The organism is Granulicella mallensis MP5ACTX8 (assembly GCF_000178955.2).
GTDB lineage: Bacteria > Acidobacteriota > Terriglobia > Terriglobales > Acidobacteriaceae > Granulicella > Granulicella mallensis.
The window spans coordinates 4,113,750-4,138,560 of sequence record NC_016631.1 but is presented as its reverse complement, the minus strand read 5'-3'; the positions used below and the strand labels follow the sequence as shown (position 1 = coordinate 4,138,560).

Annotated in this window: 5 protein-coding genes; all 5 read left to right on the top strand. The window is 55.0% G+C overall.

The window, feature by feature from the left end:
• The first annotated feature begins 1,318 nt into the window (after positions 1-1,318).
• The 5 genes from ACIX8_RS16205 to ACIX8_RS16185 all read left to right on the top strand — a co-directional run bounded on the left by ACIX8_RS16205 (position 1,319) and on the right by ACIX8_RS16185 (position 24,767).
• On the top strand, positions 1,319-2,959 hold the full coding sequence (locus tag ACIX8_RS16205) for a cyclic peptide export ABC transporter (protein WP_014266449.1): 1,641 nt from the start codon (positions 1,319-1,321) through the stop codon (positions 2,957-2,959).
• 143 nt (positions 2,960-3,102) lie between these two features.
• Positions 3,103-3,489 carry an aspartate 1-decarboxylase gene (panD, locus tag ACIX8_RS16200; protein ID WP_014266448.1) on the top strand — a complete coding sequence of 129 codons (387 nt, stop codon included), beginning with the start codon at positions 3,103-3,105 and terminating at the stop codon, positions 3,487-3,489.
• Positions 3,490-3,643: 154 nt separating this feature from the next.
• Positions 3,644-4,654, top strand: a complete 1,011-nt coding sequence (locus ACIX8_RS16195) for an LLM class flavin-dependent oxidoreductase (protein ID WP_014266447.1) — start codon at positions 3,644-3,646, stop codon at positions 4,652-4,654.
• A 395-nt stretch (positions 4,655-5,049) separates the two neighbouring features.
• Positions 5,050-10,863 carry a type I polyketide synthase gene (locus ACIX8_RS16190; protein ID WP_014266446.1) on the top strand — a complete coding sequence of 1,938 codons (5,814 nt, stop codon included), beginning with the start codon at positions 5,050-5,052 and terminating at the stop codon, positions 10,861-10,863.
• Positions 10,860-24,767, top strand: coding sequence for a hybrid non-ribosomal peptide synthetase/type I polyketide synthase (locus ACIX8_RS16185; protein ID WP_014266445.1), 13,908 nt, complete (start codon positions 10,860-10,862; stop codon positions 24,765-24,767). Before ACIX8_RS16190 ends, ACIX8_RS16185 begins: the two co-directional genes overlap by 4 nt.
• Positions 24,768-24,811: the final 44 nt, after the last annotated feature.

Genomic DNA, 24,811 nt, shown 5'->3' with positions numbered 1-24,811 from the left:
CGGAATAGCGGGAGCACAAATGTTCGAGCTTATCTGAAAGGATAGCGTTGAACAAGCTAACGTCGAGCTTAGTATCAGTTTCTAAATCTTTTCGCCATTGTAGCGATTCCCTGTAGTGTGCGCCGAGCATTTCAAATACCGATGACAAGATCTCCGAGTGCCAATGGAAAAGCGTTGGAAGGTTATAGAATTGCTGAAACCTGAAGGAGGAAGTCCAACTGCTGGCGCAGGATTTGTCTGAGAAAGGTAACTAATTCGCAAGCGGCCTCAAAGAGGCTACGTTCGTGAGCATCAAAGATAAAGCACTATAGTCGACCAGCCCCATACTCCTGAGGGGATAACGGCTTTAGTCAATTGCAGTCTCGTCTTGTCGTCTCTACAAAACATGTTGGTTTCAAGTCTGTGGAACGGATTTCCCACCGTAGCTTCCTCGATAGATTGTCAGCGACGCTCATTCCCGTTTTATCCCAGCTACCCAATTAGTAATTCTTGACTGTGAAGCACCATCCTTGCCGAGTCCACTCGACGGCCTAGATTACAACAGTCCTGGCCCCCACTTGGTCTGGCTTCATGCATAGCCCGTGATGCACGGGAGAGTTGTACCTGCGAACTTCGCGATCCTTACGCCAAGAAATTTTACCAGTCATTTTACGATGAGTGGTTGCATGACTGAAATAAAAAGTCGACATCTAAAAGCGAGTGATATAGAAGATCTTAGCGCAGTATTGCTGACGGTATACCCAAGGATATGAATCTCATAAATTGTCTTCCCAATTAAAACGATGCTCATCTCCGTCTTCCAAGGGGGATATCAGCAGGACTGCCCCAATCGTAATCATTTCGCGCTGGATCGGAACCGACCGGTCCGGCTTTTCGCAACATTTTCCACGCATGGGGAACATGTTGGGAATAAAAGCCAGACTGAGTTGTTTATATCCTTAGACAGCAGACGCCAAACAAGCTTCTTCCACCATGTCGTATGGGCTCAACAAAACCTAACCTGCGATGTTCATTGCATCAAGGAGGAAAAATGTCACACACCCCTGTTTTTGCAAACGACAAAGAGATATACGGACTTACTAGGTGTCTTCACTAGGGGCAATTGGTGGAATCGTTGTTGTGTCCCGTATCAGCGGAGGGCATGGCTCAATTATTAGATAACTCTATGTCTAACACGAGGCTCAGGGCAATCCGGCAATCGGTGCCTCATTGCTCGGCAAGTAGCGCCAGTTTTAGCGGTGCCTCCCCAAGGTATTACTGCTTAGCGGAAAGGCTGACTCTTTCGGCAAGTTTTCGTTGAAGGATCTGGATCAATTCAATGTTTGCTTATTTTATTAGGAAAATGCCATTTCGATTCACGCTAGCGATTATTGTAGGCGTCATCAATGGCGTCTCTGCAGTGGGCGTGATCGAGGTGATCAGTCAAGGGGCGGTGCAGAGGAATCATTTGCCAAGTCTGGCGTGGACATTTTTCGGACTTTGTTTTGTGCAAATTGCCAGTCGCATATCGTCAGAAATTCTGCTGATCAGCCTAACGCAGGATATGATTCTTGATTTCCGTGTGAAATCATCCGTAAACCTTTTGGAATCAGAATATAAAAAGCTTGAATCGATAGGAAAGCCTGGATTGACTGCGATGCTCACATCGGACATCGATATGCTCACTCAATCTGCACACCTTGTACCAAACGTCATTGGCAACGGTATTGTCATAGTTTTTAGTCTTTGCTATGCCGCTTTTCTATCGTTGAGTGGCTGTTTGATACTCCTTTGCTTTCTGGCGGCAGGAGCCTGTATTTACCATATACTCGAGCGCCTGCCTCGAGCACAAATGGAGCAGGTGCGCGAACAAACAGATGTCCTCTATGGAAATATTCGGGCAATCCTGGAAGGACTCAAGGAGCTTCAACTTAGCTCTCGGAGGAAAACCTACTTTCTCGACAATGTCTTTATCCCTTCCGTCCAAAGGTTCCGTTCCCTCTATTCGAAGGCGATGATAGGGTACTCCTTCGCCGTGAATATTGGAGGGATGTTGTTCATTATCGCCATCGGCTTTCTATTTTTTTTGTTTCCCTTTTTGTTGAAAATTGGACCCGCGGTAAGCATTAGTCTCTCGTTCTTATTGCTTTACCTGATTCAGCCTGTCAGCAATCTTGTCGGATCCTTGCCTGATTTGCGACGGGCTGAAATCGCTATGCTCCGGCTGCGACATCTGAACGTAGACCTCGCAGCGCATCGGGAGCAGAGTGTGGATGAGCCTTCTGGCGACATATTTTTATCAAAGGCTGGCGGGGCGGAAGCGTTGATTTGCTTTGTGGATGTATGTCACCAATATCCAAGTCAATCAGACGATAAGACGTTCATGCTCGGCCCGCTGAACCTGTCAATTCGCGAGGGTGAAGTGGTCTTCGTTGTCGGTGGTAACGGGAGTGGCAAGACCACGCTCGCTATGTTGATTCTCGGGTTTTACGAGCCACACTCCGGTCATATCGAACTGAATGGCCACATCGTTTCCAACTCGCGAAGGGTACACTACCGAAATTTATTTTCCGCTGTCTTCGCAGATTTTTACCTTTTCGATGAAGTACTGTCTGGCGAACATGATTCGAACATGGTGTTGGCGCAGGAATATCTGAATAAATTCGATCTAACCCATAAAGTTGAGATCAAGAAGAACCGTTTTTCGACTACAAAGCTATCGACGGGACAACGCAAGCGCATGGCTCTTGTCTCGTCTTATCTGGAAGATCGCCCCATCTATCTTTTTGATGAATGGGCTGCAGATCAGGACCCCGTCTTCAAGAAGGTTTTCTATACCGAGCTTTTGCCGGAGCTTAAGAAAAGAGGAAAAACTATTATTGTCATCTCTCATGACGATCAGTATTTCAACTGTGCTGACCGTGTGATCAAACTTCAAGACGGCGTGATTAAGCCATTATTGGACAGTAAGGCCAGCTAAAGATTTCACGTAAGAAGGTTTAAAGCGCGGTTAGACAGACGGACTGCGGGTTCGCAGCTTTCTGATTTGATTGAGTCTTTTGCTTGTATCTGCAAATACTCAACTCATACCTTTAACAATATGAACTCGGCAAAGGAAATGTCATGCAACGTCACATGCTAAAGTCAAAAATTCATCGAGCCTTCGTTACGCATAGCGAACTGCATTACGAGGGCTCCTGCGCAATCGATGAACACCTACTGGAAGCCGCAAATATCATTGAAAATGAGCGCATCGATATATGGAACATCAATAACGGTGAACGGTTTTCCACTTATGCTATCAAGGGAGAACGCGGGAGCGGCATGATCTCTCTAAATGGCTCAGCTGCAAGGCGGGCTCAACTCGGAGATCTGCTCATCATTGCAGCATTCGCGACGGTTGATGAGGTAGATATTGAAAAGGGATGGAAGCCTCAGTTGGTTTTTGTGGATGACAAAAACCAAATCAAAGGGCTTCGAGATCATATTCCTGTTCAAGACTGGGATTAGTCTAAGCGAGCTTGCCGCCGTATATAGTGACTTAGCTCAGAAGCGCAGAGATTGATGCAATCTCACTGCATCGTGCTTTGTGTCGAAGTCGACTTTAACCATAGGTGTCACGGATTGTGGCACCTATGAAGTGTTCATCCATTCAAGGTAAAACATGACATCAGGTAATCACAATTCTTTGCGCGTCTTTACCGTAATTCCACGAACGCCGGACTCGCTACGTCATACGCAGGATTCTTTGGCGTTAGCACAGTGGAGTGACGCAAACAGCTGTTGCGGCATGTTGTTATTCACCGGCACGAGTACCCCCGTTGAACCGTGGGTCCTTGCGCAGTCAATCATCGCTACATCGAAACACCTCGAACCTATCATTGCGGTCAATCCGGCCCATATGCATCCGTTTATGGTGGCTCGAATGATAACGTCGATTGCGCAAATCTACCAGCGCAAGGTGCATCTTAATTTGATCGCCGGTACTTCGATAGGTGAGCTTTCCGCGCTTGGAGATACGACGAAGCACGAGGACCGTTATCGCAGGCTCAATGAGTATAGTGAGATTCTACTTTCACTTATTTCTAGCAAGCGTCCCGTAAGCTCGAAGGGCGACTTCTATCAGGTAAATAAATTACAGTTGCTGCCAGCTGTGCCGCAGAAGCTGATGCCTGGATTGTTTGTTGCGGGCCATTCTGTATTCGCTGCACAGATCGCAGATCGCATCGCTGCCAGTCGTATGCGCATGTTACCTGTCCAATTTGATGAGTTGAAAGGTGTGCCCGCCGCACTTCACTTCGGTGTTGTGACCAGGGATAGCTGGAATGCTGCCAGGGATGCGGCTATCGAACTGTTCCCTTATGACGATTTAGGGCCTGAGATGCTGGACGTGTCAGTGCAAAACACGGATGCAACCTGGAAGCGCGGCCTTCATGCCGAACTCAAGCGTGGAGAAAGTAGTGTGCCAACCGTTCCGGGGGTATGGCTGCACCCCTTCCGAATGGGGCAGTCCGATTGTCCTTATCTGGTGGGAGACAGGGAGCAGGTTGCTGACATCCTGGTCAATTTGGCTCAACAGGGCAACTCGACCTTTGTTATCGAAACATCTGTTAATACGCGAGAATTGAACGAGTTGGCTATTGTCATGTCGATGGTTCGTTCCAGACTGACTTAGCGGGAATATTTAGCAGCGGTGCGTGTTTTTATGACAGGTCGATAGGTAAGCATTTTGCATGCGTAGCCCATTGATGCCGATTGCGATGCACGCATTATCGAGATGCAAGGGAAGAACTGCTATGCGTTGGGCCATCACTAACGCCACTAAGCAGAGGGGTGAGCGTTAGTGTGACATATAGAGCTCTTATTGAACACATGTCGCCAGCTCTTCAGCCCTAGAGCGCCCTTCTCCAACTGGTATAGAAGGCATTGATCATCGGTGATCGCTGAGTCTGATTCCAAGCAATATGCTCTGTCTGTATTGCGACCTATGCAGGCTCGTTCATACAGGTAGTTTCTCGCTATATATCACGGCTGTGTGTCGGCACTCAGGGATCCGATATTTAGGTTGTTATGATTCAAGATCATGGTGTAGCTCAAAGTATTCTGGAAATGATTCAGGCTCGCGCAGAACAACAGCCCGATCGAACAGCATTCATTGCTCTAGAACACGGAGAGCGCGAGATCGACCGAGTCTCATTCAGCGAGTTGGATTTGCGAGCGCGTTCCGTCGCGGCACGGCTACAGGCAAGCAGTAAATTCGGGGAGAGGGTGCTTCTGCTCTATCCTTCCGGGATTGACTTTATCGCTTCATTTCTCGGTTGCTTATATGCCGGAGCGGTAGCAGTGCCAGCGTACCCTCCCTTGAAGAATCGCTTTGCTGACCGGCTGCATTCTATTGTGCAGGATTGCAGGCCATCGACAATACTTGTGGACAGCGCAACGCTTCACTCTATGGAGCGTCGTAGCAACGATCTTTCTGCAGTGGGACAGATTCCAGTTGTCGCAATAGATCGCAATAGCCCACAGGCTGCAGCTGGCTGGGTACGGCCCGCAGTGGATGGCGGGACCCTAGCATTCCTGCAGTACACTTCCGGATCGACTGGCATTCCCAAGGGAGTAATGGTCAGCCACGGCAACATTTTGGCAAACGTCAGGCAGATTGCTTCTTGCGTGGCGGCCGGAGAGGACTTGGTTAGTGTCAGTTGGCTGCCGCTCTTCCACGATATGGGTTTGTTGGGCACCGTTCTTCTACCGCTTTTTGCCGGCGGCCAGACGGTGCTGATGGATCCTGCAGCTTTTATGCAGAGACCGGCTCGCTGGCTTCATGCCATTACGAAGTTTGGAGGCACAGCTTGTGCGGCGCCGGACTCGGCCTATCTGCTTTGTGCGCAAAAAGTGAGTGCTGAGGAGAAGGCGCACTTAGACCTCAGTAGTTGGAGCGCGGCTTTGAGTGGTTCTGAGCCCGTTCGTGCTTCTACCATTGAGCGATTTACGCGGGAGTTTTCCCCCTGTGGCTTTAACGCCAGAGCGATGCGACCTGTTTATGGAATGGCCGAAGCCACACTGTTCATTGCAGGTCAACCCAAGGATACGTATCCTCTCCTGCAGCGATTCAATACCGATCAGCTTAGTCATGGAATAGCCGTAGAGTCGGCTGATGCCGGTGCACAACAGTTAGTGTCTTGCGGTTCGACCTGGGGAGAGCACGCGCTGAAGATTGTCGATCCTGAGACTCGTACTCTCTGCCGTGCAGGAGAAGTTGGTGAGATCTGGTTTGCTGGTCCAAGCGTCGGCAAGGGATATTGGAGACGTGAGGAAGAGTCCAAGGAGGTTTTCAGCGCGCATATCGAGGGAGGTCATTCAGACGAAAACGTCTATCTTCGCACCGGTGATCTTGGTTTTCTCAATGGCGATGATCTCTTTATAACCGGCAGGCTTAAAGACCTGATTATTGTTGCGGGCAGGAATCTCTATCCCCACGATTTGGAGCGCACTGCGGAGGACGCCGATCCAGCGCTTGCGTCACATGCTGCAGCAGCCTTCTCTGTAGAGGAGGACGGAGAAGAGCGCATCGTGCTGGCTATAGAGGTGCGCCGCGAGGCCATGCGATCGCTCGATTCTGAGGCCACGGCATCCGCTATCCGCCGCGCTTTGTCCGAAGAGCATGGCGCCTCGCTACATGCCGTGGTTTTTCTACGGCCAGCCAGCATTCTTCGCACTTCGAGCGGAAAGGTTCAGAGACGCCAAGTTCGCACCGCATATCTCCAGGGCGTGGGACTGGAGATTATTGCGAAATGGCAAAAGCTGAACACTGTGGTACCGGAAGTTTCGAGCCGATCCGAAAGGAGCAATCTGGAAATGTGGCTGGCAGCGCGCATTTCGCGCCTGGCAGGTATTCCGATGCAGGAGCTTGATCCTTGGCAACCATTCAGCACGTACGGCCTGAACTCGAGTGATGCGATTACCTTGTCGGGCGAATTGGAGGAGTACCTTGGACGCCCGTTTATGCCAACTCTTCTCTATGACTATCCGAGCATTGCGCTCCTGGCGCAGCGACTCAACGAGCAGCCTGTAGATGAAATACGTGCCATGCATGGCAGTGAGAATGAGCCAATCGCAATCATCGGCATGGGATGCCGTTTTCCTGGTGCAAACAATCCAGAGGCGTTCTGGCAGTTGTTGAAGAATGGTCAGGATGCGGTCGCTGCTTCTCCTCGTCGCGTAATGGGCCTTCCTCCGACGGGCATGCTCGAAGAGGTCGACCGTTTTGACGCAGAGCTATTCGGTATCAATGCCCGCGAAGCGGAGATGATGGATCCGCAGCAGCGTTTGCTACTTGAAGTGGCTTGGGAGGCAATAGAAGATAGCGGAATTGCGCCGTCCAGCCTGGCAGGCAGCCGCACTGCAGTTATGGTGGGCATCAGTGGTTCTGATTATGCTCGGTTGATATGGCAGGCGTCGGCCGATATCAGCCCATATGCGACAACGGGCAATGCACTCAGTATTGCAGCTAACCGCATCTCCTATGTTTTTGATCTCCGCGGGCCAAGCTGGAGTGTTGATACCGCGTGTTCCTCCTCTCTGGTTGCGTTGCACCAAGCCTGCCAGGCGCTCCGGCGTGGGGAATGTGACACGGCACTGGTGGGCGGAGCGAATCTTATTCTTGTGCCGCAACTCAGTGCTGCGTTTACTCAGGCAGGCATGCTTTCACCCGATGGGGTGTGCAGGGCTTTCGATGAGAAGGCCAATGGTTATGTGCGTGGGGAAGGCGTAGGCGTCGTGTTTTTGAAACGCCTTTCTGAAGCTATCCGTGCTGGAGATCGCATTCAGGCTGTGGTACGAGGCGTGGCTGTGAATCAGGACGGCCGCAGCAATGGCTTAACCGCTCCGAACGGGCCGGCACAGCAGGCGGTGATCCGAGAGGCATTGCGAGAGGCTGGAGTAAAAGCTTGCGATGTCGGCATGGTTGAGGCGCATGGTACAGGTACACGACTAGGCGACCCGATCGAGCTGAACTCTCTGATCGAAGTCCTTGAAGAAAATCGCACTCAGGATGATCTTTGTTGGTTGGGATCGGTGAAGACAAATATCGGCCATTTAGAGGCTGCGGCTGGCATCGCCGGTCTCATCAAAGCCACTCTCGCACTCAGACATCAAGAAGTGCCCCCCCACCTTCACTTCACCTCTATGAATCCTTATATTGCGATAGCAGATAAGCCGTTTCATGTGCCCCAGGATGTCATGCGCTGGAAGGCTGGGACGGCAGGGCGGATCGCTGGAATAAGTTCATTTGGATTTGGAGGAACGAATGCCCATGCGATTCTCGCAGAGGGGCCGGTTCGTTCGGAGAGAGCGGTCGTCCAGCAGCATAGAGCGAACCTGCTGGCTTTCGCGGCGCGAACACCGGAAGCTTTAGGGAAGATCGCGGACTCTTATGCCGAGTTTCTCAAGAAGCATCCTGAAACGCAGCTTGAGGACTTCGCCTATACAGTCAATCGCAGCCGCTCTTTCCTGGCACATCGTCAGGCAATCATATTCTCGAGTCGCGAAGAACTTCTGACGAAGTTGGCGCACAGAGAGAAGCCGAGAGCCACAAGCGTGCGCCGCCGAATTGTGTTTCACTTCTGCGGAGAATATGGCGCCGGAGAGACCGCGCACGAGTTGGCGACTATGCTCCCCGCCTTCCGGAAGTTGCTAGGTTCAGAGCCCGGAGAGCTAGAGACTCGGGCAATTTCAGTTTCAGACGTCCAGTCCGTTCTGGCTCAACTCTGGGTCAGGTTTGGTGTGAGACCACAGGCGATCAGTTGGGAAGGGATTGGGAAGGAGGCAGCGCTGGTCTTCGCCACCTCTCTCGATGAGTCAGTGTTGTTTCTGGAATCGTCCGAGATGTGCCAGGAGGCTGACTGGGTGCTTCCTATCAGCCCGAGCGCGGCCTGTTGGACTTCGATCTTGGATCAACTTGCTGACTTCTATTTGAATGGGGGAAATGTTGACTGGGCGGTGCTCGCTTCCAATATTCAACCACAGCAATTGGGGTTACCGACTTATCCGTTTGAGCGAAATCGTTATTGGATAGAGGCGTTCACGCAAGAGCATTCACTGCCAGGCAATGTAAAAGCTGATGAACATTCGGATGCAGTGCTCTATCGTCGCCACTGGGAGTTACTGAAAAGCACGCCGGGCCCGCGGTCGGCAAGTGTAGGCCATTGGCTGATCCTTGCGGACAGCGGAGGAGTAGGAGCGCAGCTCGCAATGGAGTTGAGTCGGAAGGGAAATACTTGCTCGCTCATCTCCGAAGTAGAGGTAGAAAAGCTGTCGCTGAATGACCAGACTCTGCAGGGCGTCGTTCATTTGGGGAGCCTCGATCTGGAGCCGACTGATATGGCGGGTCGCTCTAAGGTCAGTTCCAGCGTCCTCGCGCTCGTTCGAATGCTTAAAGGAAACCTAGCTAGTGGCAGCAAAACCCATTTGTGGCTCGTTACTGCCGGGGCGATGCCAATCTTAGAACAAGACGTACCCGCAGTCTCACAGGCTGCACTCTGGGGATTAGGCCAGGCAATTGAGGCAGAGCATCCGGAGTTATGGGGGGGGCTACTGGATGTAGATCCCGCCAGACCCAGTGCTTGTTTGCTAGATGCGATCGAGGGGAGATTCGGTGAAGCTAGGCTCGCCTTGCGGGACGGCCAGCGCTATGCGGCCAAGATCCTTCACGACCATCAGCCCATGGAAAGTAATCTGCCGCCCGGCTTTGAGGAGAATGCAACATACCTGATCACCGGCGGCGTGGGTGGTCTTGGCACACGCCTGACAAAGTGGCTTCTGGAGAGGGGAGCGGGCAATGTTGCGCTTCTCGGTCGGACCGTCCCGCAGCAGTCAGTCAATGAGAAGACGCGCTTCTTCCGCTGTGACCTGGCGAATACAGATGAAACGATGGCGGTGGTTCGGGAAATTGAGAATTCAATGCCGCCGTTGAAGGGGATCTTTCATCTCGCCGGTACGCTTGACGATGGGCTTCTTTTGGCTCAAGACGGTGAACGTTTTTATCGTAGCGGTGCTGGAAAAGCAGAAGGCGCATGGAACCTGCATCTGGCGAGCCGTGACATAGCGCTTGATCACTTTGTGCTGTTCTCTTCCATGGCATCGCTGGTGACCCTGCCGGGCCAGGGGAGCTATGCCGCTGCTAACTTCGTGCTTGATACCCTCGCGCATCATCGTAGGGCGACAGGCAAGCCCGCACTGAGTGTGAACTGGGGGCCATGGGCCGATCTGGGTATGGCAGCCACAGAGTATGGAAGGGCTGCAGTCGAGCGTATGTCGTCGTTCGGCGTTGCAGCACTGCCTGCGGACGTGGCGTTGACCATGCTCGGGCAGTTGATGAGCTCTGGAGCGATTCAAATCGGTGTCACTCAACTAGCCTCCGCAAAACTATCCAGAAAGAGCGTGTCGGCAATTACCTCGTCACAGCTTGCCGGATTACCGACAGAGCGGCACGAAGGTCTGGACCGAGATACGGAATTTGTAATCGCTCTGCGCTCCTGCGCCTCAGTCGACCGTTTTGACTGGCTTGCAGCAAGACTGCTGGAGATCTTCTCAGAAACCCTGCGCCTACCGAACGTGGAAGCTATCACATCGACACAGTCATTTTTAGAAATGGGGGGCGATTCAATTTTGGCGCTTGAACTAACCAACCGGCTTTCCTCGACATTGGGCCGCACCCTACCCGGCACACTTCTCTTCACTTTCCCCACGATCGCGGCTCTGACGGATCATCTGCTTCGCGAACTCACCATGGACCTGGGGACAGCCGATATCGAGGAAGATTCTCGAGACCTGAATGAAGAAGAGCTTACAGAGTTAATTGCAAAGGAGATTGGCGGCAAATGAATCCACAAGGGACAGCGAGCCTGAAGGCAGCTCTCGAAGAGTTACGTCTTCGTCGTCGCGAGATCGAGACTCTTCGTGCAGAGCGCAATCAACCGATCGCGATTATAGGAGCCGCATGCCGATTTCCAGGCGGAAGTATTACACCGGAGCGTTTTTGGGATCTGCTGGACGGTGAACGCAACGCTGTGAGCGAAATCCCGCGGGATCGATGGAATATAGATGAGTATTACGATGCCGATCCGGCGACACCCGGCAAGATGGCTACACGTTATGGAGCTTTTCTCGAGCAGATCGATCGTTTCGATGCTGCTTTCTTCAACATTGCTCCGCGGGAAGCTTTGTTCCTGGATCCGCAGCAGAAGCTCTTACTCGAGGTAGCGTGGGAGGCACTGGAAAACAGCAATATCTCGCCCAAGAGTATTGAAGGATCGCGAACCGGCGTGTATGTCGGCATCACTACTTTCGATCATGCGATTCGGCTAGGCTCTTTGCCGACGCAATCCAGCAGCTACGTCGGAACCGGGACAGCCTTGAACATGGCGGCAGGAAGGCTGTCGTATGTGCTTGGATTGACGGGACCGAGTATGGCTATTGATACCGCGTGCTCGTCATCGCTTGTCAGCCTGCATTTAGCTTGCGAAAGTCTACGGTCTGGCGATACAAAGATGGCGCTTGCGGGTGGGGTGCACCTGATTCTCTCTCCTGAAGTGATGGTGAGCTTTTCGCAGGCGCGCATGTTGTCGCCCGACGGCCGTTCAAAGGCGTTCGATGCGGCTGCTGATGGATACGTGCGTGGAGAAGGCTGCGGCATAGTGGTTCTCAAGCGACTTGACGACGCAGTTGCAGATGGGGACCGCATTCTCGGTGTCGTGCGCGGTACCGCAGTCGATCAGGATGGAGCTAGTGGTGGCTTGACAGTGCCGAGCCGAGCATCACAGGAACGTGTGATGCGGCGTGCTCTGGAGCAGGCCGGTCTCGCCCCGGAAGAGATCGGCTACATAGAGGCGCATGGTACTGGTACCTCGCTTGGCGATCCGATTGAGGTCGAAGCACAGACCCATGTGTATGGAGCCAACCGACCAGCGGCCAGCCCACTACCCATTGGATCGGTTAAGACCAATATTGGGCACCTCGAGTCGGCAGCCGGTATTGCTGGGCTTATTAAGATACTTCTTTCATTTAAAAATGGGCGCATCCCCGCGCAGCTTCACCTTGAAAGACTAAATCCATTAACACCTTGGGCGTCGATCCCGATCACGGTCGCACAGGAGCCGATCTCCTGGCCAACAGGCAAGGCAAAGAGGATCGCCGGACTAAGTTCTTTTGGATTTAGCGGAACTACGGCCCACGCTTTGATTGAAGAACCTCCAGCTATGGCTCCCCGAGCTATCGGCCGGACGACGTTGCTGGTCTCTGCAAAATCTGCAACGGCTTTGGAATCTCTCACGAAAGACTACAGACAAATGCTCGAGGGAGCCTCTGCTGAAGAAATATCGGCTGTTTGTCGATCGGCTGCTGTTGGGCGCAGCCATTTCTCCTTTCGTGCCGCGCATGTATTTTCATCGAACAGTACTTTCACGGGACAAATAAAACGCGGAAAGGCTTTCCGGCTTGCGTTCTGTCTTGATCTTCAGGACGAGCGCGCAGTACGTTCGGCAGCTGAGTTATACCAAACAGAGGCAGCGTTTCGGAGAGCTTTCGATAGCTGCGGTGTTCCTCTAGATGCGCTTTATTCAAGACTCGGCAGATTCGCGGCAGGTTATGCCTGGGCGCAGTTGTGGCGATCCTGGAGCGTCGAGCCTTATGTAGTTCTAGGTATTGGTGCCGGCCAGTTGGTCGCGGCTTGTCTTGCGGGTGTGATGAAGCGCGAGGATGCACAGCGGCTGCTTGCCGCGTGGGACTCGGAGCAGGAGTGGGGGCAGATTCTGCGTGAGATCCGCCTGGCGCAGCCCTCCGTAAAGCTGATAAGCAGTGACAGCGGTGAGCAGATCTCGAGCAGTCAAGCGTCCGATCCCTCCTATTGGACAAAGCAGCGGAATATCTCATTGAGCCGTGGCAAGGTCCGGCAAGAACTCGGTTTGCTGGCGATTGACGCTACACTTGGTTCGCTGCGGGCCGGAGCTTCGCTGGAGCGCGCAGTCGCGGCGCTCTACATCCGCGGACTCAGTGCCGATTGGGACCGCATCTTTGTCGAGAGCGGCCAGCCTGAAGGCATGCTGCCTAACTATCCATTCGAGCGGCAGCGATTCTGGCTGGAAAAGCCGGAGGTTGCAGCCGTTGTAAATTCCTCTGTTCATTCACAGGTGCTGCCAACGACACCAGTTGGAGATCCTGCGATCCAGCGGTGGTTCTCTCATATCTCGTGGGAGGAGATGCCTGCGAAGTCGATGGCATTGACAGAGCCAAGAGGCTCCAGCTGGCTTATCTTTGCAGATCAGGATGGCTTGGGCCGCAGGCTCGCACGGCTGCTCGCAGCCAGGGGTGTGGTGTGTACTCTGGTGAATGCCGGTGCCGCCGAGATTCGCGCGAGCGGAATGGAAGCCCTTAAAGAAGTTTCGATTGATCCGCGAAACGGAGAACAGTTTCAGGAGTTGATTTCCCATTTCGGCGGTGACAATCGGCGCATAGTTTTTCTGTGGGGGCTGGATAAAGGAGAACCCTTTTCTCATGCAGCAGCCTTGCTCCTGCTGGTTCAGAAGGTCAGCACGATTCGGCCCAAGAATAGCGTGAAGCTGTGGGTCGTTACGCGCGATGTCGTCGGAGCTGGCTCTTCGCCGCAGATCTCGGGACTTACGCATGCGTCGATGCGCGGTCTTGCCAAGGGTGCCCTGGCGGAACACTCCGATTTGTTCGGATCGCTCATTGATCTAGCTCAGACGGCGTCGGATGACGAACCTGAGGTACTTCTGGCAGAGATTCTGAATGGTGGAAGAGAAGATCAGGTGGCGCTGCGCTCCGGTATGCGCTACGCTGCCCGACTTACGCGGCCGATTCAAGCTCCGGTTTATTCCCCATTGCGTGTTGATCCAGATGCTTCCTATTTAATCACTGGGGGCTTTGGAGCTTTGGGCATGCGGACCGCAGAGTGGCTCATTGCCCGGGGTGCCCGCTCCCTCATCCTCACCGGAAGGCAGGGCCCGGCAACACGCAACGCCCACGAGGCCATAACCGTACTTCGAAGCCGAGGCGTAACGGTTCAGGCTGAAGCGTGTGATATCGGCGATGCGGGTCAGGTGCGGAAGCTCTTTGAAAGGCTCGCCGGAGGAGTTGCACCGTTACGTGGCATCATCCACGCCGCAGGTGTCGCAGGTTACAAGGCTTTTCTGGAGGTAGATTTCGCAGATCTGGAGGCGGTGCTACGCCCGAAGACCGTCGGAGCGTGGCTGCTGCACGATCACAGCCGCCATTTACCTCTGGACTTTTTTATTCTTTACTCCTCAATTGCTTCTGTATGGGGATCGCCCAAGCAGGCGCACTATATGGCAGCAAACAGTTATCTCGATTCACTGGCTCATTACCGCCAGATGCTTGGATTACCCGCAACGAGTATCAATTGGGGACCTTGGGCGCAAGGCGGTATGACCTCTCAGGTGACCGAGACATTATTGCGAGGTATTGGAATCAATACCTTTGATCCAGCTACGGCACTCGATGCGCTGGACTATCTATCGGGAACTACGCAAGTCACGATTGCGGACGTTGACTGGAATGTTTTTCAGCAGTCGTATGAAGCGCGTGGGCAACGTTCGTTCCTCGATTCCATCCGCGGATTAATTGACAATGTGACGCACGTAGATACTACTCCGCATATAGCGGCGCCTCCGGCATACATGCGCTTGTCAAGTGGGGAGCGGCGGCGCTTCTTTGCTGAACTGATTGAGCAAAAAACGGCCGATGTTCTCGGGTTCGGGACGGGGTATCAACAGGGAACACTCGATCGCGACCAGGGTTTTTTCGATATGGGCATGGATTCGCTCATGGCGGTCGAGCTTCGTTCGCAGTTGCAAAAAGCGACTGGTGTCAGCCTGCCCGCTACCGTGCTGTTCGATCAGCCGTCCATTCATGCATTGGCTGATGCTCTGCTTGAGCACAGTGGCACTTTTGCAGAGACTTCGTCTGCCACGGTGAGCAGTCTCAGAGAGACGCGTTCCATATCTCCACATCAAGAAAGATCCCGGGCTGTCGGCACTCCTGGACCGGTTGCATCTTTCGCATCCTCTACGCCGACGCAAAGCTTTTCGCTCAAGGAGGATGCTGACGAAGGAGTCGCAATCATCGGCATGAGTTGCCGTTTTCCAGGCGATGCTGACAGCCTGGACGCATATTGGCGGCTTTTGCGCGATGGTGTTGACGCTATTACCGAGATTCCCGGAGAACGTTGGGACGTTGAAGCGTATTACGATCCTGATACGGAAGCTAAAGGCCGTACCTACAATCGTCATGGCGGTTTTCTTCGGAATGTGGATCAGTTCGACCCGGCGTTCTTCAAACTCACTCCACGAGAAGCAGCATCCATGGACCCCCAGCATCGCCTGCTTCTCGAGGTCAGCCATGAGGCGCTGGAGCATGCCGGACTGCCTGCCGAGAGTCTCAAGGGAAGCCAGACGGGTGTGTATGTTGGGATCACGACGAATGATTATGCCAACCTTCAACTAAAAAACGCTTCAACTTCGCCTATCGACAGCTACTTCCTCAGCGGCAACCCGCTGAACGCTGCGGCTGGCCGCCTCTCCTACTTCTTCGGCTTCCATGGCCCGAGCCTGGTTCTCGATACAGCCTGTTCATCCTCACTTGCCGCCATCCATACCGCTTGCCAGAACCTGCGTCACGGAGAGTGTGATCTCGCCCTTGCAGGAGGAGTGAACCTGATTCTTTCGCCGGATAATACCGTCGCACTTTCCCGTGCGCGTGCTTTGTCTCGCAAAGGTCGGTGCAGCACCTTCAGTGCCGGTGCGGATGGATTTGTGCGCAGTGAAGGGTGCGGCGTTCTCGTGCTCAAGCGGCTTGTTGACGCTAAGGCAGCGGGAGATCGAATATTGGGCATTGTTCGCGGATCCGCAGTGAATCACGATGGCGCATCAACTGGATTTACCGCGCCAAACGGCAGGGCACAGGAAGCGGTCATGCGTAGTGCGCTCGGCAAGATTCCTGCGGCCTCTGTCGATTATGTCGAAGCCCATGGGACCGGTACACCGCTGGGAGATCCCATCGAGGTGCAAGCGTTAGCTGCAGTTTATGGCAAAGATCGCATCGGCCATAACAAGCTGCTGATTGGCTCAGCGAAGACGAATATTGGCCATACGGAGTCGGCTGCCGGGATGGCAGGTGTGATTAAGATGCTGCTGGCGTTTGAGCACGAGCAGATTCCTGCGCATCTTCACTGTGAGCAACCGAGCGAGATCATTCCATGGCACGCAATTGCGATCGAGGTCTGTTCGTACAGGCTGTCCTGGCCGCGTACCGAACGGCCTCGACGGGCAGGTGTAAGCAGTTTCGGAGCGAGTGGCACAAATGCCCACCTGATTCTGGAAGAAGCCCCACTCGCAGCTTCAGCAGCTCTGGAAAGTAAGCGCGAAGTATATCCTCTGGTGCTTTCGGCCAAGACAGACATGGCGTTGCTTGAGCTGGCTGCGCGCTATGAGCGCTGGTTAGGTGCCAATCCCGAGCTCGATATTGCTGCCGTGTCTGCATCCGCCTCGGTGGGCCGGTCCCACTGGTCACACCGCTTGGCTATGGCCGTCTCCTCTCGCGAGGATGCTGTCGCGATGCTTAAGCAGTTTCAGCAGGGAGACAAAAAAGAGGTTCGTCGGCAGGTTGCTGCCCGGATCGCATTCCTTTTCACCGGCCAGGGTTCCCAGTATGCGGGTATGGGGCAATACCTGTACAAGACCTACCCGGTCTTTCGTGAAGTACTGGATCGTTGCTGTGCAATCGCCGATCCATTGCTTCCAGGCTCACTTCTCGATGCCATGTTTTTCCGCAAGGAGGTTCTCGACCAGACTGCGTTCTGCCAGCCGGCGCTGTTCTCCTTTCAGGTGGCTCTTGTCGCTTTGCTCAAACAGTTCGGCGTTTCACCCGACGCTGTCATCGGTCATAGTGTGGGGGAGTTTGCCGCGGCTGTGGCTGCGGACGTGTTCTCGCTCGAGGACGGTTTACGCATCATTCTCGAACGTGGCCGCCTGATGCAGGAGTTACCTGCGACTGGGAAGATGGTTGCGGTTCTTGCGGACATAAGCATCGTTCAAGAAGTAATTGCACCTTACAGCTCTACAATCTCCATCGCTGCCGTCAACGGTTCTCTTAACACTGTTATCTCTGGAGAAGTCTCAAGTATCGCGGCAGTGCTGGACGTGTTAAGTGCCCGCCAAGTCAGGTTCATTCCACTGAACACCTCGCATGCTTTTCACTCCAGCCTGATCGAGCCGATGCTCGATCGGTTTGAAGCCTCTGCCCGCGCGGTTCATGTCGCACCTCCGGCCATACCCCTCTACTCGAATCTCACTGGCACCCTTCATAGAGAAGCACTGGATGGGAACTACTGGCGTCGGCACGCACGGCAGGCTGTGCAATTCTCCGCCGGTATTCAAAGCCTGGTAGGGGATGGGCTGGATGTTCTGATCGAGATAGGTCCAAATGCGGTTTTGTTGGGAATGGCGCGCGCTTCGCTACCGGCTGGATGGCAGGGCGAGAGCGTCGGAGTTCAGGGACCGCAGCGCGAGGAAGAAGCCTTCATAGGTGCGCTGCTGAAGCTTTATAGGCGAGGCATGGACATTCGGTGGGCTGCATTCCAGCCTCAGCCTGCACATCGGATTGACTTACCCCAATATGCGTTCCAACGCGAGCGGGTGTGGTTTGAAGCAAAGGGATCTCCAGCGGTACAGCCTCTGGCAAACCCCCTCCTTTCATCGGATCAGCCGATCCCCTCAGGGGGGACGACGGAAGATTGGTTGCGAACGAAGATGAGCGAGCTTATTCATGTCGCTTCGGAGACGCTCGATATAGATCAATCGTTCCTGGATATGGGTACCGACTCTATCGTGTTGATCGAAGCGACTCTGCTGATCGAGAAGCAATACGGAACCAAGCTCTCTATGGGGCGCTTTTTCAACGATCTTCATACGGTCCGCTTGCTTGCGGCCTATTTGGACAAGAACTATCCCCGCAAGAATTATCCCCCGCAGGTACCGAAGGCAGTTGAGCTGATAACTCCTGCTGTATCGTCGCCGGAAAACTCTGCTGCTCCATCGGAGCAGTCGGTGGAACGTATGCTGCTGGAGCAGAACCAGATGCTCATCCGGCTTCTTGCGGACCAGGCAGATTTAGTGCGGTCCATCCTCGGCAAGTCAGCTCCAGAATCTGGGATGAATCGGCCCATCGCAACCACTTGGGAAACCGCGGATTCTCAAGACGGCTCTTCTGTCGTTACTCGTCCTGGATCGAGTCCTTCGCGCACTGCTGTGGACGAGCCGTCGGACCGGCCGCCTCTGCTGCGGCAGGAACGTCCGGAGCAGGTTCCGTTGTCCTACGCGCAGGAGCGGCTATGGATGTTGGAGCAGCTAGGGGTGCCTGGCGGTGCGTATACGATCTCTGCCGGCATGAGACTCCCGGGCGATCTGGATGTATCGGCCTTTGAGTCGGCGATGGCGGCATTGACGGAGCGGCATGAGAGTCTTCGGACTCGTTTTAGGAGCCGTGACGGCGTTGCCTATCAGGTAATCGATCCTGCAGGCCGGGTATCCATTCCAGTGGAAGATCTGAGTCATCTTTCGAGGGAAGACCGGAAGCGAGAACTGCAGCGGATCGGAGCAGAGGAGGTAAGTAAGAGCTTCGATCTGGAGACAGGGCCCCTTCTGCGGGTGCGTTTGTTGCGTTTGGAAGCGACAGAGCACGTGATCTTGCTGGCGATGCACCACATCATCTCGGACGGTTGGTCGATGGGCGTGTTGATTCGCGAGATCGGTATGCTCTACAGCGGCTTCACGAGAGGGCTTTCGGCAAAACTGGCGCCGCTGCCTGTGCAGTACGTGGACTATGCGTTATGGCAGAGAGGCTGGCTGCAAGGGGAAGCCCTGGAGCGTCAGCGCCGGTATTGGCAGGAGCAGCTTGCTGGAGCGCCGACTGCACTGGAGCTGCCGTTGGACTACGTTCGGCCAAAACAGCAGAGCTTTCGAGGCGCGACGTTGCCGGTAGAGTTGGGTGCAACGCTGACCTCGGCCTTGGAAAGGCTGGCGCGGAAGGAAGGTGCAACGCTGTTTATGGTGTTGTTGTCTGCTTTCCAGCTGGTGCTAAGCCGGTGGAGTGGGCAGGACGATGTAGTGGTCGGCACTCCGATCGCCAACCGCACCGAGCCGGCAGCAGAAGGGTTGATTGGATTTTTCGTCAATACTTTGGCGTTGCGTGCCGAATTGAAGAACAGTGGGAGCTTCCGTGAACTGCTGGTGCAGGTTCGCGAGAGGACGCTGGGAGCCTACGCGCATCAGGACCTGCCTTTCGAGCAGGTGGTGGAGCTGTTGCGGCCGGAGCGCGACATGGGAAGACAGCCGGTCTTCCAGGCGATGTTGGCGCTCAACCTGGTTCCAGAGGAACTAACGCTGCCGGGCCTAGCTGCTGAGCGGATTGAGTTCGAGGCATTAACTACGAATTTCGACCTGACACTAAATCTGACTGCGAGTCCTGAAGGACTGAGCGGACGGCTGGAATATGCCACGGATCTGTTTGCCCCTGCAACGATGGAGAGGTTATACGGGAGTTTCCGGCGCGTGCTGGAGGCGGTCGTTACCGATCCGGAGCAGCCCATAGGGAAGATTGCTTTATTGTCTGTCGAGGAACGGGATCAGTTGTTGGTGGGGTGGAACGCGACGGAGATTCCTTATCCGTCGGAGGCAACGATCCATAGTCTGTTTGAGGGGCATGTGGAGCAGAGTCCCGAGGCGACCGCGGTAGTGTTCGAGGAGGAATCGCTAAGCTACGGGGAGCTGAACCGTCGGGCGAATCGTCTGGCGCATGAGTTGGTGGATCTGGGAGTTCGTCCGGACGATCGTGTAGCGATCTGCGTGGCGCGTTCTCTGGAGATGGTAGTTGCCCAGTTGGCGGTTCTGAAGGCCGGTGGAGCGTATGTTCCTCTGGACCCTGCGTATCCTGTGGATCGTCTGAGCTACATGCTTGCGGACTCCGGACCGGTGGCAGTGCTGACACACGGGGTGGCGCGGGGGACCCTGAAGCAAGCTCTGGGTGGGCTGGAGGTACCGGTTCTGGATCTCGATCTGGAGGCCTCGTGGCACAACCGGCCGGAGACCAACCCCGATGCGAAGGCGCTAGGGCTGCGGTCCACACACCTGGCCTATGTCATCTACACCTCCGGTTCCACTGGACAGCCCAAAGGCGTCTTGATCGAACATCGGGGCGTGGTCAACATGATCGAAGCCCTTAAGTCACATTATCGGATCGTTCAATCTGACCGCATGTTGCAGTTTGCGTCTTCAGCATTTGATATGTCCATCGAGGAGATTTTCGGGGCTCTTTTGTCCGGCGCTACGCTTGTTCTGCGCAGTGATCGGTGGTTGAAGAGCAATGAAGGATTTATTGCATGCTGCAAGTGTTTCAAGATAACCATAGCGAATTTGCCTTCAGCGTTCTGGGAGCAACTCATTAAGGAAGAGGCTCTGGCAATTCCTCAGTGTCTTCGCCAGATAATGATTGGCGGTCAAGCGGTCAGTCAGAGTGCTTTAGTTAGATGGTTTAAGCGCGATGGACATCGCCCCAGACTTATTAACGCGTATGGTCCGACTGAAGCATCGGTCAATTCCACGCTGTTGGACGTTCGGCCTGAAGACGTTATCCATTCATCGATTGGCCGGCCGATATCGAACACGCGGATTTACCTTTTGGACGAGTATGGGGAGCCGGTGCCTGTTGGAGTTGCTGGGGAGCTCTACGTCGGTGGTGCGGGGGTGGGTCGCGGTTATCTGAACCGTGCGGAGTTGACGGCGGAGCGGTTTATTGCGAGTCCTTTTGTGGCTGGGGACCGGTTGTACAAGACGGGGGACTTGGCGCGGTATTTGTCTGACGGGAACATCGAGTATTTAGGGCGGAACGATTTTCAGGTGAAGATCCGCGGGTTTCGGATCGAGTTGGGGGAGATCGAGTCACTTCTGTGCCAGCATGCGGGAGTAGGGGAAGCGGTAGTGGTGGCGCGTGGGGCGGCAGAGGACAAGCGTCTTGTGGCGTACTACACGGCGGCGGTTGGAGCATCGGTGGAGGTGGAGTTGCTGCGTGGTCATCTGAGCGCGACCTTACCTGGGTATATGGTTCCGTCGGCGTATGTTCGGATGGAGAGCTTTCCTCTGAGCCCGAACGGGAAGCTGGACCGGAAGGCGCTACCGGCGCCTGACGACGAGGCGTATGTGCGGCGTGGCTACGAGGCTCCTGTAGGGGAGATGGAGGAGACCGTAGCGCGTGTCTTCGCGGAGGTGCTGGGGGTGGAGCGGGTGGGCCGCAACGACAGCTTCTTCGAGCTGGGCGGCCACTCGCTGATGGCGATGCGGGTGTTGAGCCGTCTGCACAGTGCGAAGCTGCGGATCGATGTCCGTGATCTGTTTTCCTATCCGGTGGTACAGGATCTGGCGGCAAGGATTCCTTTCCTTGAGCTTGCACTGCTGCCGGCGATCGAGCGGGTGCAAGAGCATCAGGATCTGCCGCTGTCGTTCGCGCAGCAGCGGTTATGGTTTTTGTCGCAGATGGAGGGAGTCAGCGAGGCATATCACATGCCGGCAGCGCTACGTCTGAGCGGAACTCTGAACCAGGCAGCGTTGCAGTTTGCGCTGGACCGGATCGTGGCCCGTCACGAGGTATTGCGAACGCGCTTCGTGGTGGTGGAGGGCGAGCCTGTGCAGCGGATCGATGGGGCGGAGGCAGGCTTTACGCTGGAACGTCGGGATCTGTCCGGAGTACCGGATCAAGAAGAGCGGCTGTCTATTCTGGTGGTAGAAGAGGCCAGAGCCGGGTTCGATCTGGAACGAGGCCCGCTGGTTCGTGGTTGCCTGGTGCGTCTTGGGGAGCAGGAGCATGCGCTGTTGGTGACGATGCACCACATCGTATCGGATGGCTGGTCGATCGGCATTTTGGTGAAGGAGTTCGGGGCGTTGTATGCGGCCAGCTGCGCGCAGGAGGTGGATCCTCTACCGGAGCTTTCGATCCAGTATGGGGATTACGCGCACTGGCAGCGCCAGTGGCTGGGCGGGGAGGCGCTGGAGCCACAGGCCGAGTACTGGGGCAGAACGCTGTCGGGTTCTCCAACGTTACTGTCCCTTCCGTCGGACTACAGACGCCCAGCGCAGCAGAGTTATGCAGGCGGCCGGGTAAGCCTTGAACTGGATCGGGATCTGACGGAGAGGTTGAAGGCGCTGAGCCAGCGACACGGTACGACGCTGTTCATGACGGTGCTGAGTGGTTTTGCGGTACTGCTGTCGCGCTTGTCGGGGGAACAGGACGTTGTGATCGGTACACCGGTAGCGAACCGGACGCAGCGCGAGACCGAGGAGCTGATTGGTTTCTTCGTCAACATGCTGGCGCTGCGGGTGGACTTTACGGGTCAGCCGACGGTGAGCGAACTTCTGAAGCGGGTTCGCCAGACGTCGATCGGAGCGCAGGCGCATCAGGAGCTGCCGTTCGAGCAGGTGGTGGAGCGGCTCAAGCCGAGCCGGAGTTTAGCGCACAGTCCGATCTTCCAGGTGATGTTCGCGTGGCAGAACAATGAGGTGTCTGATCTGGATCTGCCGGGTCTGCGTCTGTCCGGATTAGAGAGCGAATCGTCTGTAGCGAAGTTCGACCTGACGCTTGATCTGAGCGAGACGGATGCTGGGATCGTAGGGTCTCTGGAGTATGCGACGTCTCTGTTCAGGTCCGAGACGGTGGAGCGTTACGGACAGTATCTGGTTCGTCTTCTGGAAGCGATGACGCGTGGCGAGGACGAGCGGGTATCGCAGCTGTCGATGTTGCCTGCGGAGGAGCGTGAGCAGCTGCTGGTGGAGTGGAACGCGACGGAGGTGGCTTATCCGTCGGAGTCGACGGTGCATGGACTGTTCGAGGCACAGGTGGAGGGGAGCCCCGAGTCGACGGCGTTGGTGTTTGAGGAGGAGCGGGTAAGCTACGGGGAGTTGAACTGTCGCGCGAACCGTCTGGCGCATGAGCTGTTGGAACTGGGGGTTCGACCAGACGACCGTGTGGCGATCTGCGTGGAGCGCTCGGTGGCGATGGTGGTGGCGCTGCTGGGGGTTCTGAAGGCAGGTGGAGCGTATGTTCCTCTGGACCCTGCGTATCCTGTGGATCGTCTGAGCTACATGCTTGCGGACTCCGGACCGGTAGCGGTGCTGACGCACGGGGCGGCGCGCGAGACCCTGGAGCAAGCTCTGGGTGAGTTGGAGATACCGGTCCTGGACCTCGATCTCGAGGCCTCGTGGCACAACCGGCCGGAGACCAACCCCGATGCGCAGGCACTAGGACTACGGTCCTCGCACCTCGCCTATGTCATCTATACCTCCGGATCCACTGGAACCCCCAAAGGGGTGATGGTCGAGCACCGGAATACGGTGAATCTGTTATGCAGCTTTGCGCAGATGCTCGTCATCGAGACATCCGATGTGTTGGCAGCGGTAACTCCTATTTCTTTCGACATCAGCGGGCTGGAGTTATGGCTTCCTCTCCTCCATGGGGCAAAAATTGTGTTGGTGCCACGCAAGATAAGCGCGGCAGGAGAAGCCCTGGCGGAGCTTGTCATTGACAATAAGGTCTCGATATTACAAGCTACGCCTGCAACCTGGAGGCTATTAGCAAACGCTGATCCCACGAAACGGTATGAGCTGAAAGTATTGTGTGGCGGGGAGGCCATGCCGCACGATCTTCTGCCCATTCTCCCTAATTTTGGGGCGGATGTTTTCAACGTGTACGGTCCAACAGAAACGACGATCTGGTCGACGGCGTATCTATGCAATATCAATGAGAACAGCGTTCCGTCGATTGGTCGACCGATATCGAACACGCGTATCTACATTTTGGACGAGCATGGGGAGCCGGTACCTGTTGGAGTTGCTGGGGAGTTGTACATCGGTGGGGCGGGGGTAGGTCGTGGATATCTGAACCGTGCGGAGTTGACGGCGGAGCGGTTTATTGCGAGTCCTTTTGTGGCTGGGGACCGGTTGTACAAGACGGGGGACTTGGCGCGGTATTTGTCTGACGGGAACATCGAGTATTTAGGTCGGAACGATTTTCAGGTGAAGATCCGCGGATTCCGTATCGAGTTGGGCGAGATCGAGTCACTTCTGTGCCAGCATGCGGGAGTAGGGGAAGCGGTGGTGGTGGCGCGTGGGGAGGCAGAGGAGAAGCGTCTTGTGGCGTACTACACGGCGGCGGTTGGAGCATCGGTGGAGGTGGAGTTGCTGCGTGGTCATCTGAGCGCGACCTTACCTGGGTATATGGTTCCGTCGGCGTATGTTCGGATGGAGAGCTTTCCTCTGAGCCCGAACGGGAAGCTGGACCGGAAGGCGCTACCGGCGCCTGACGACGAGGCGTATGTGCGGCGTGGCTACGAGGCTCCTGTAGGGGAGATGGAGGAGACCGTAGCGCGTGTCTTCGCGGAGGTGCTGGGGGTGGAGCGGGTGGGCCGCAACGACAGCTTCTTCGAGCTGGGCGGCCACTCGCTGATGGCTGTGCGGGTGATCGCCCGGCTTGAAGAGCAGTTGGGGATAAAGATGAGCGTCCGAGAAATCTTCAATAAGCCTACGATCGCCTCTTTAGGTTTATGGATCGATCTAACATCGGAAAGATTAACTTCAGATGCCGAGTTGCAAACACTCGTAGAGAATCTGTCTGCCGAGGAAGTAAGTCAGCTCTTGCTTGGCGAAAAATAAGCCTGAATGGAATAAATAACCCGTTGCTGTGTTTTGTAAACAGC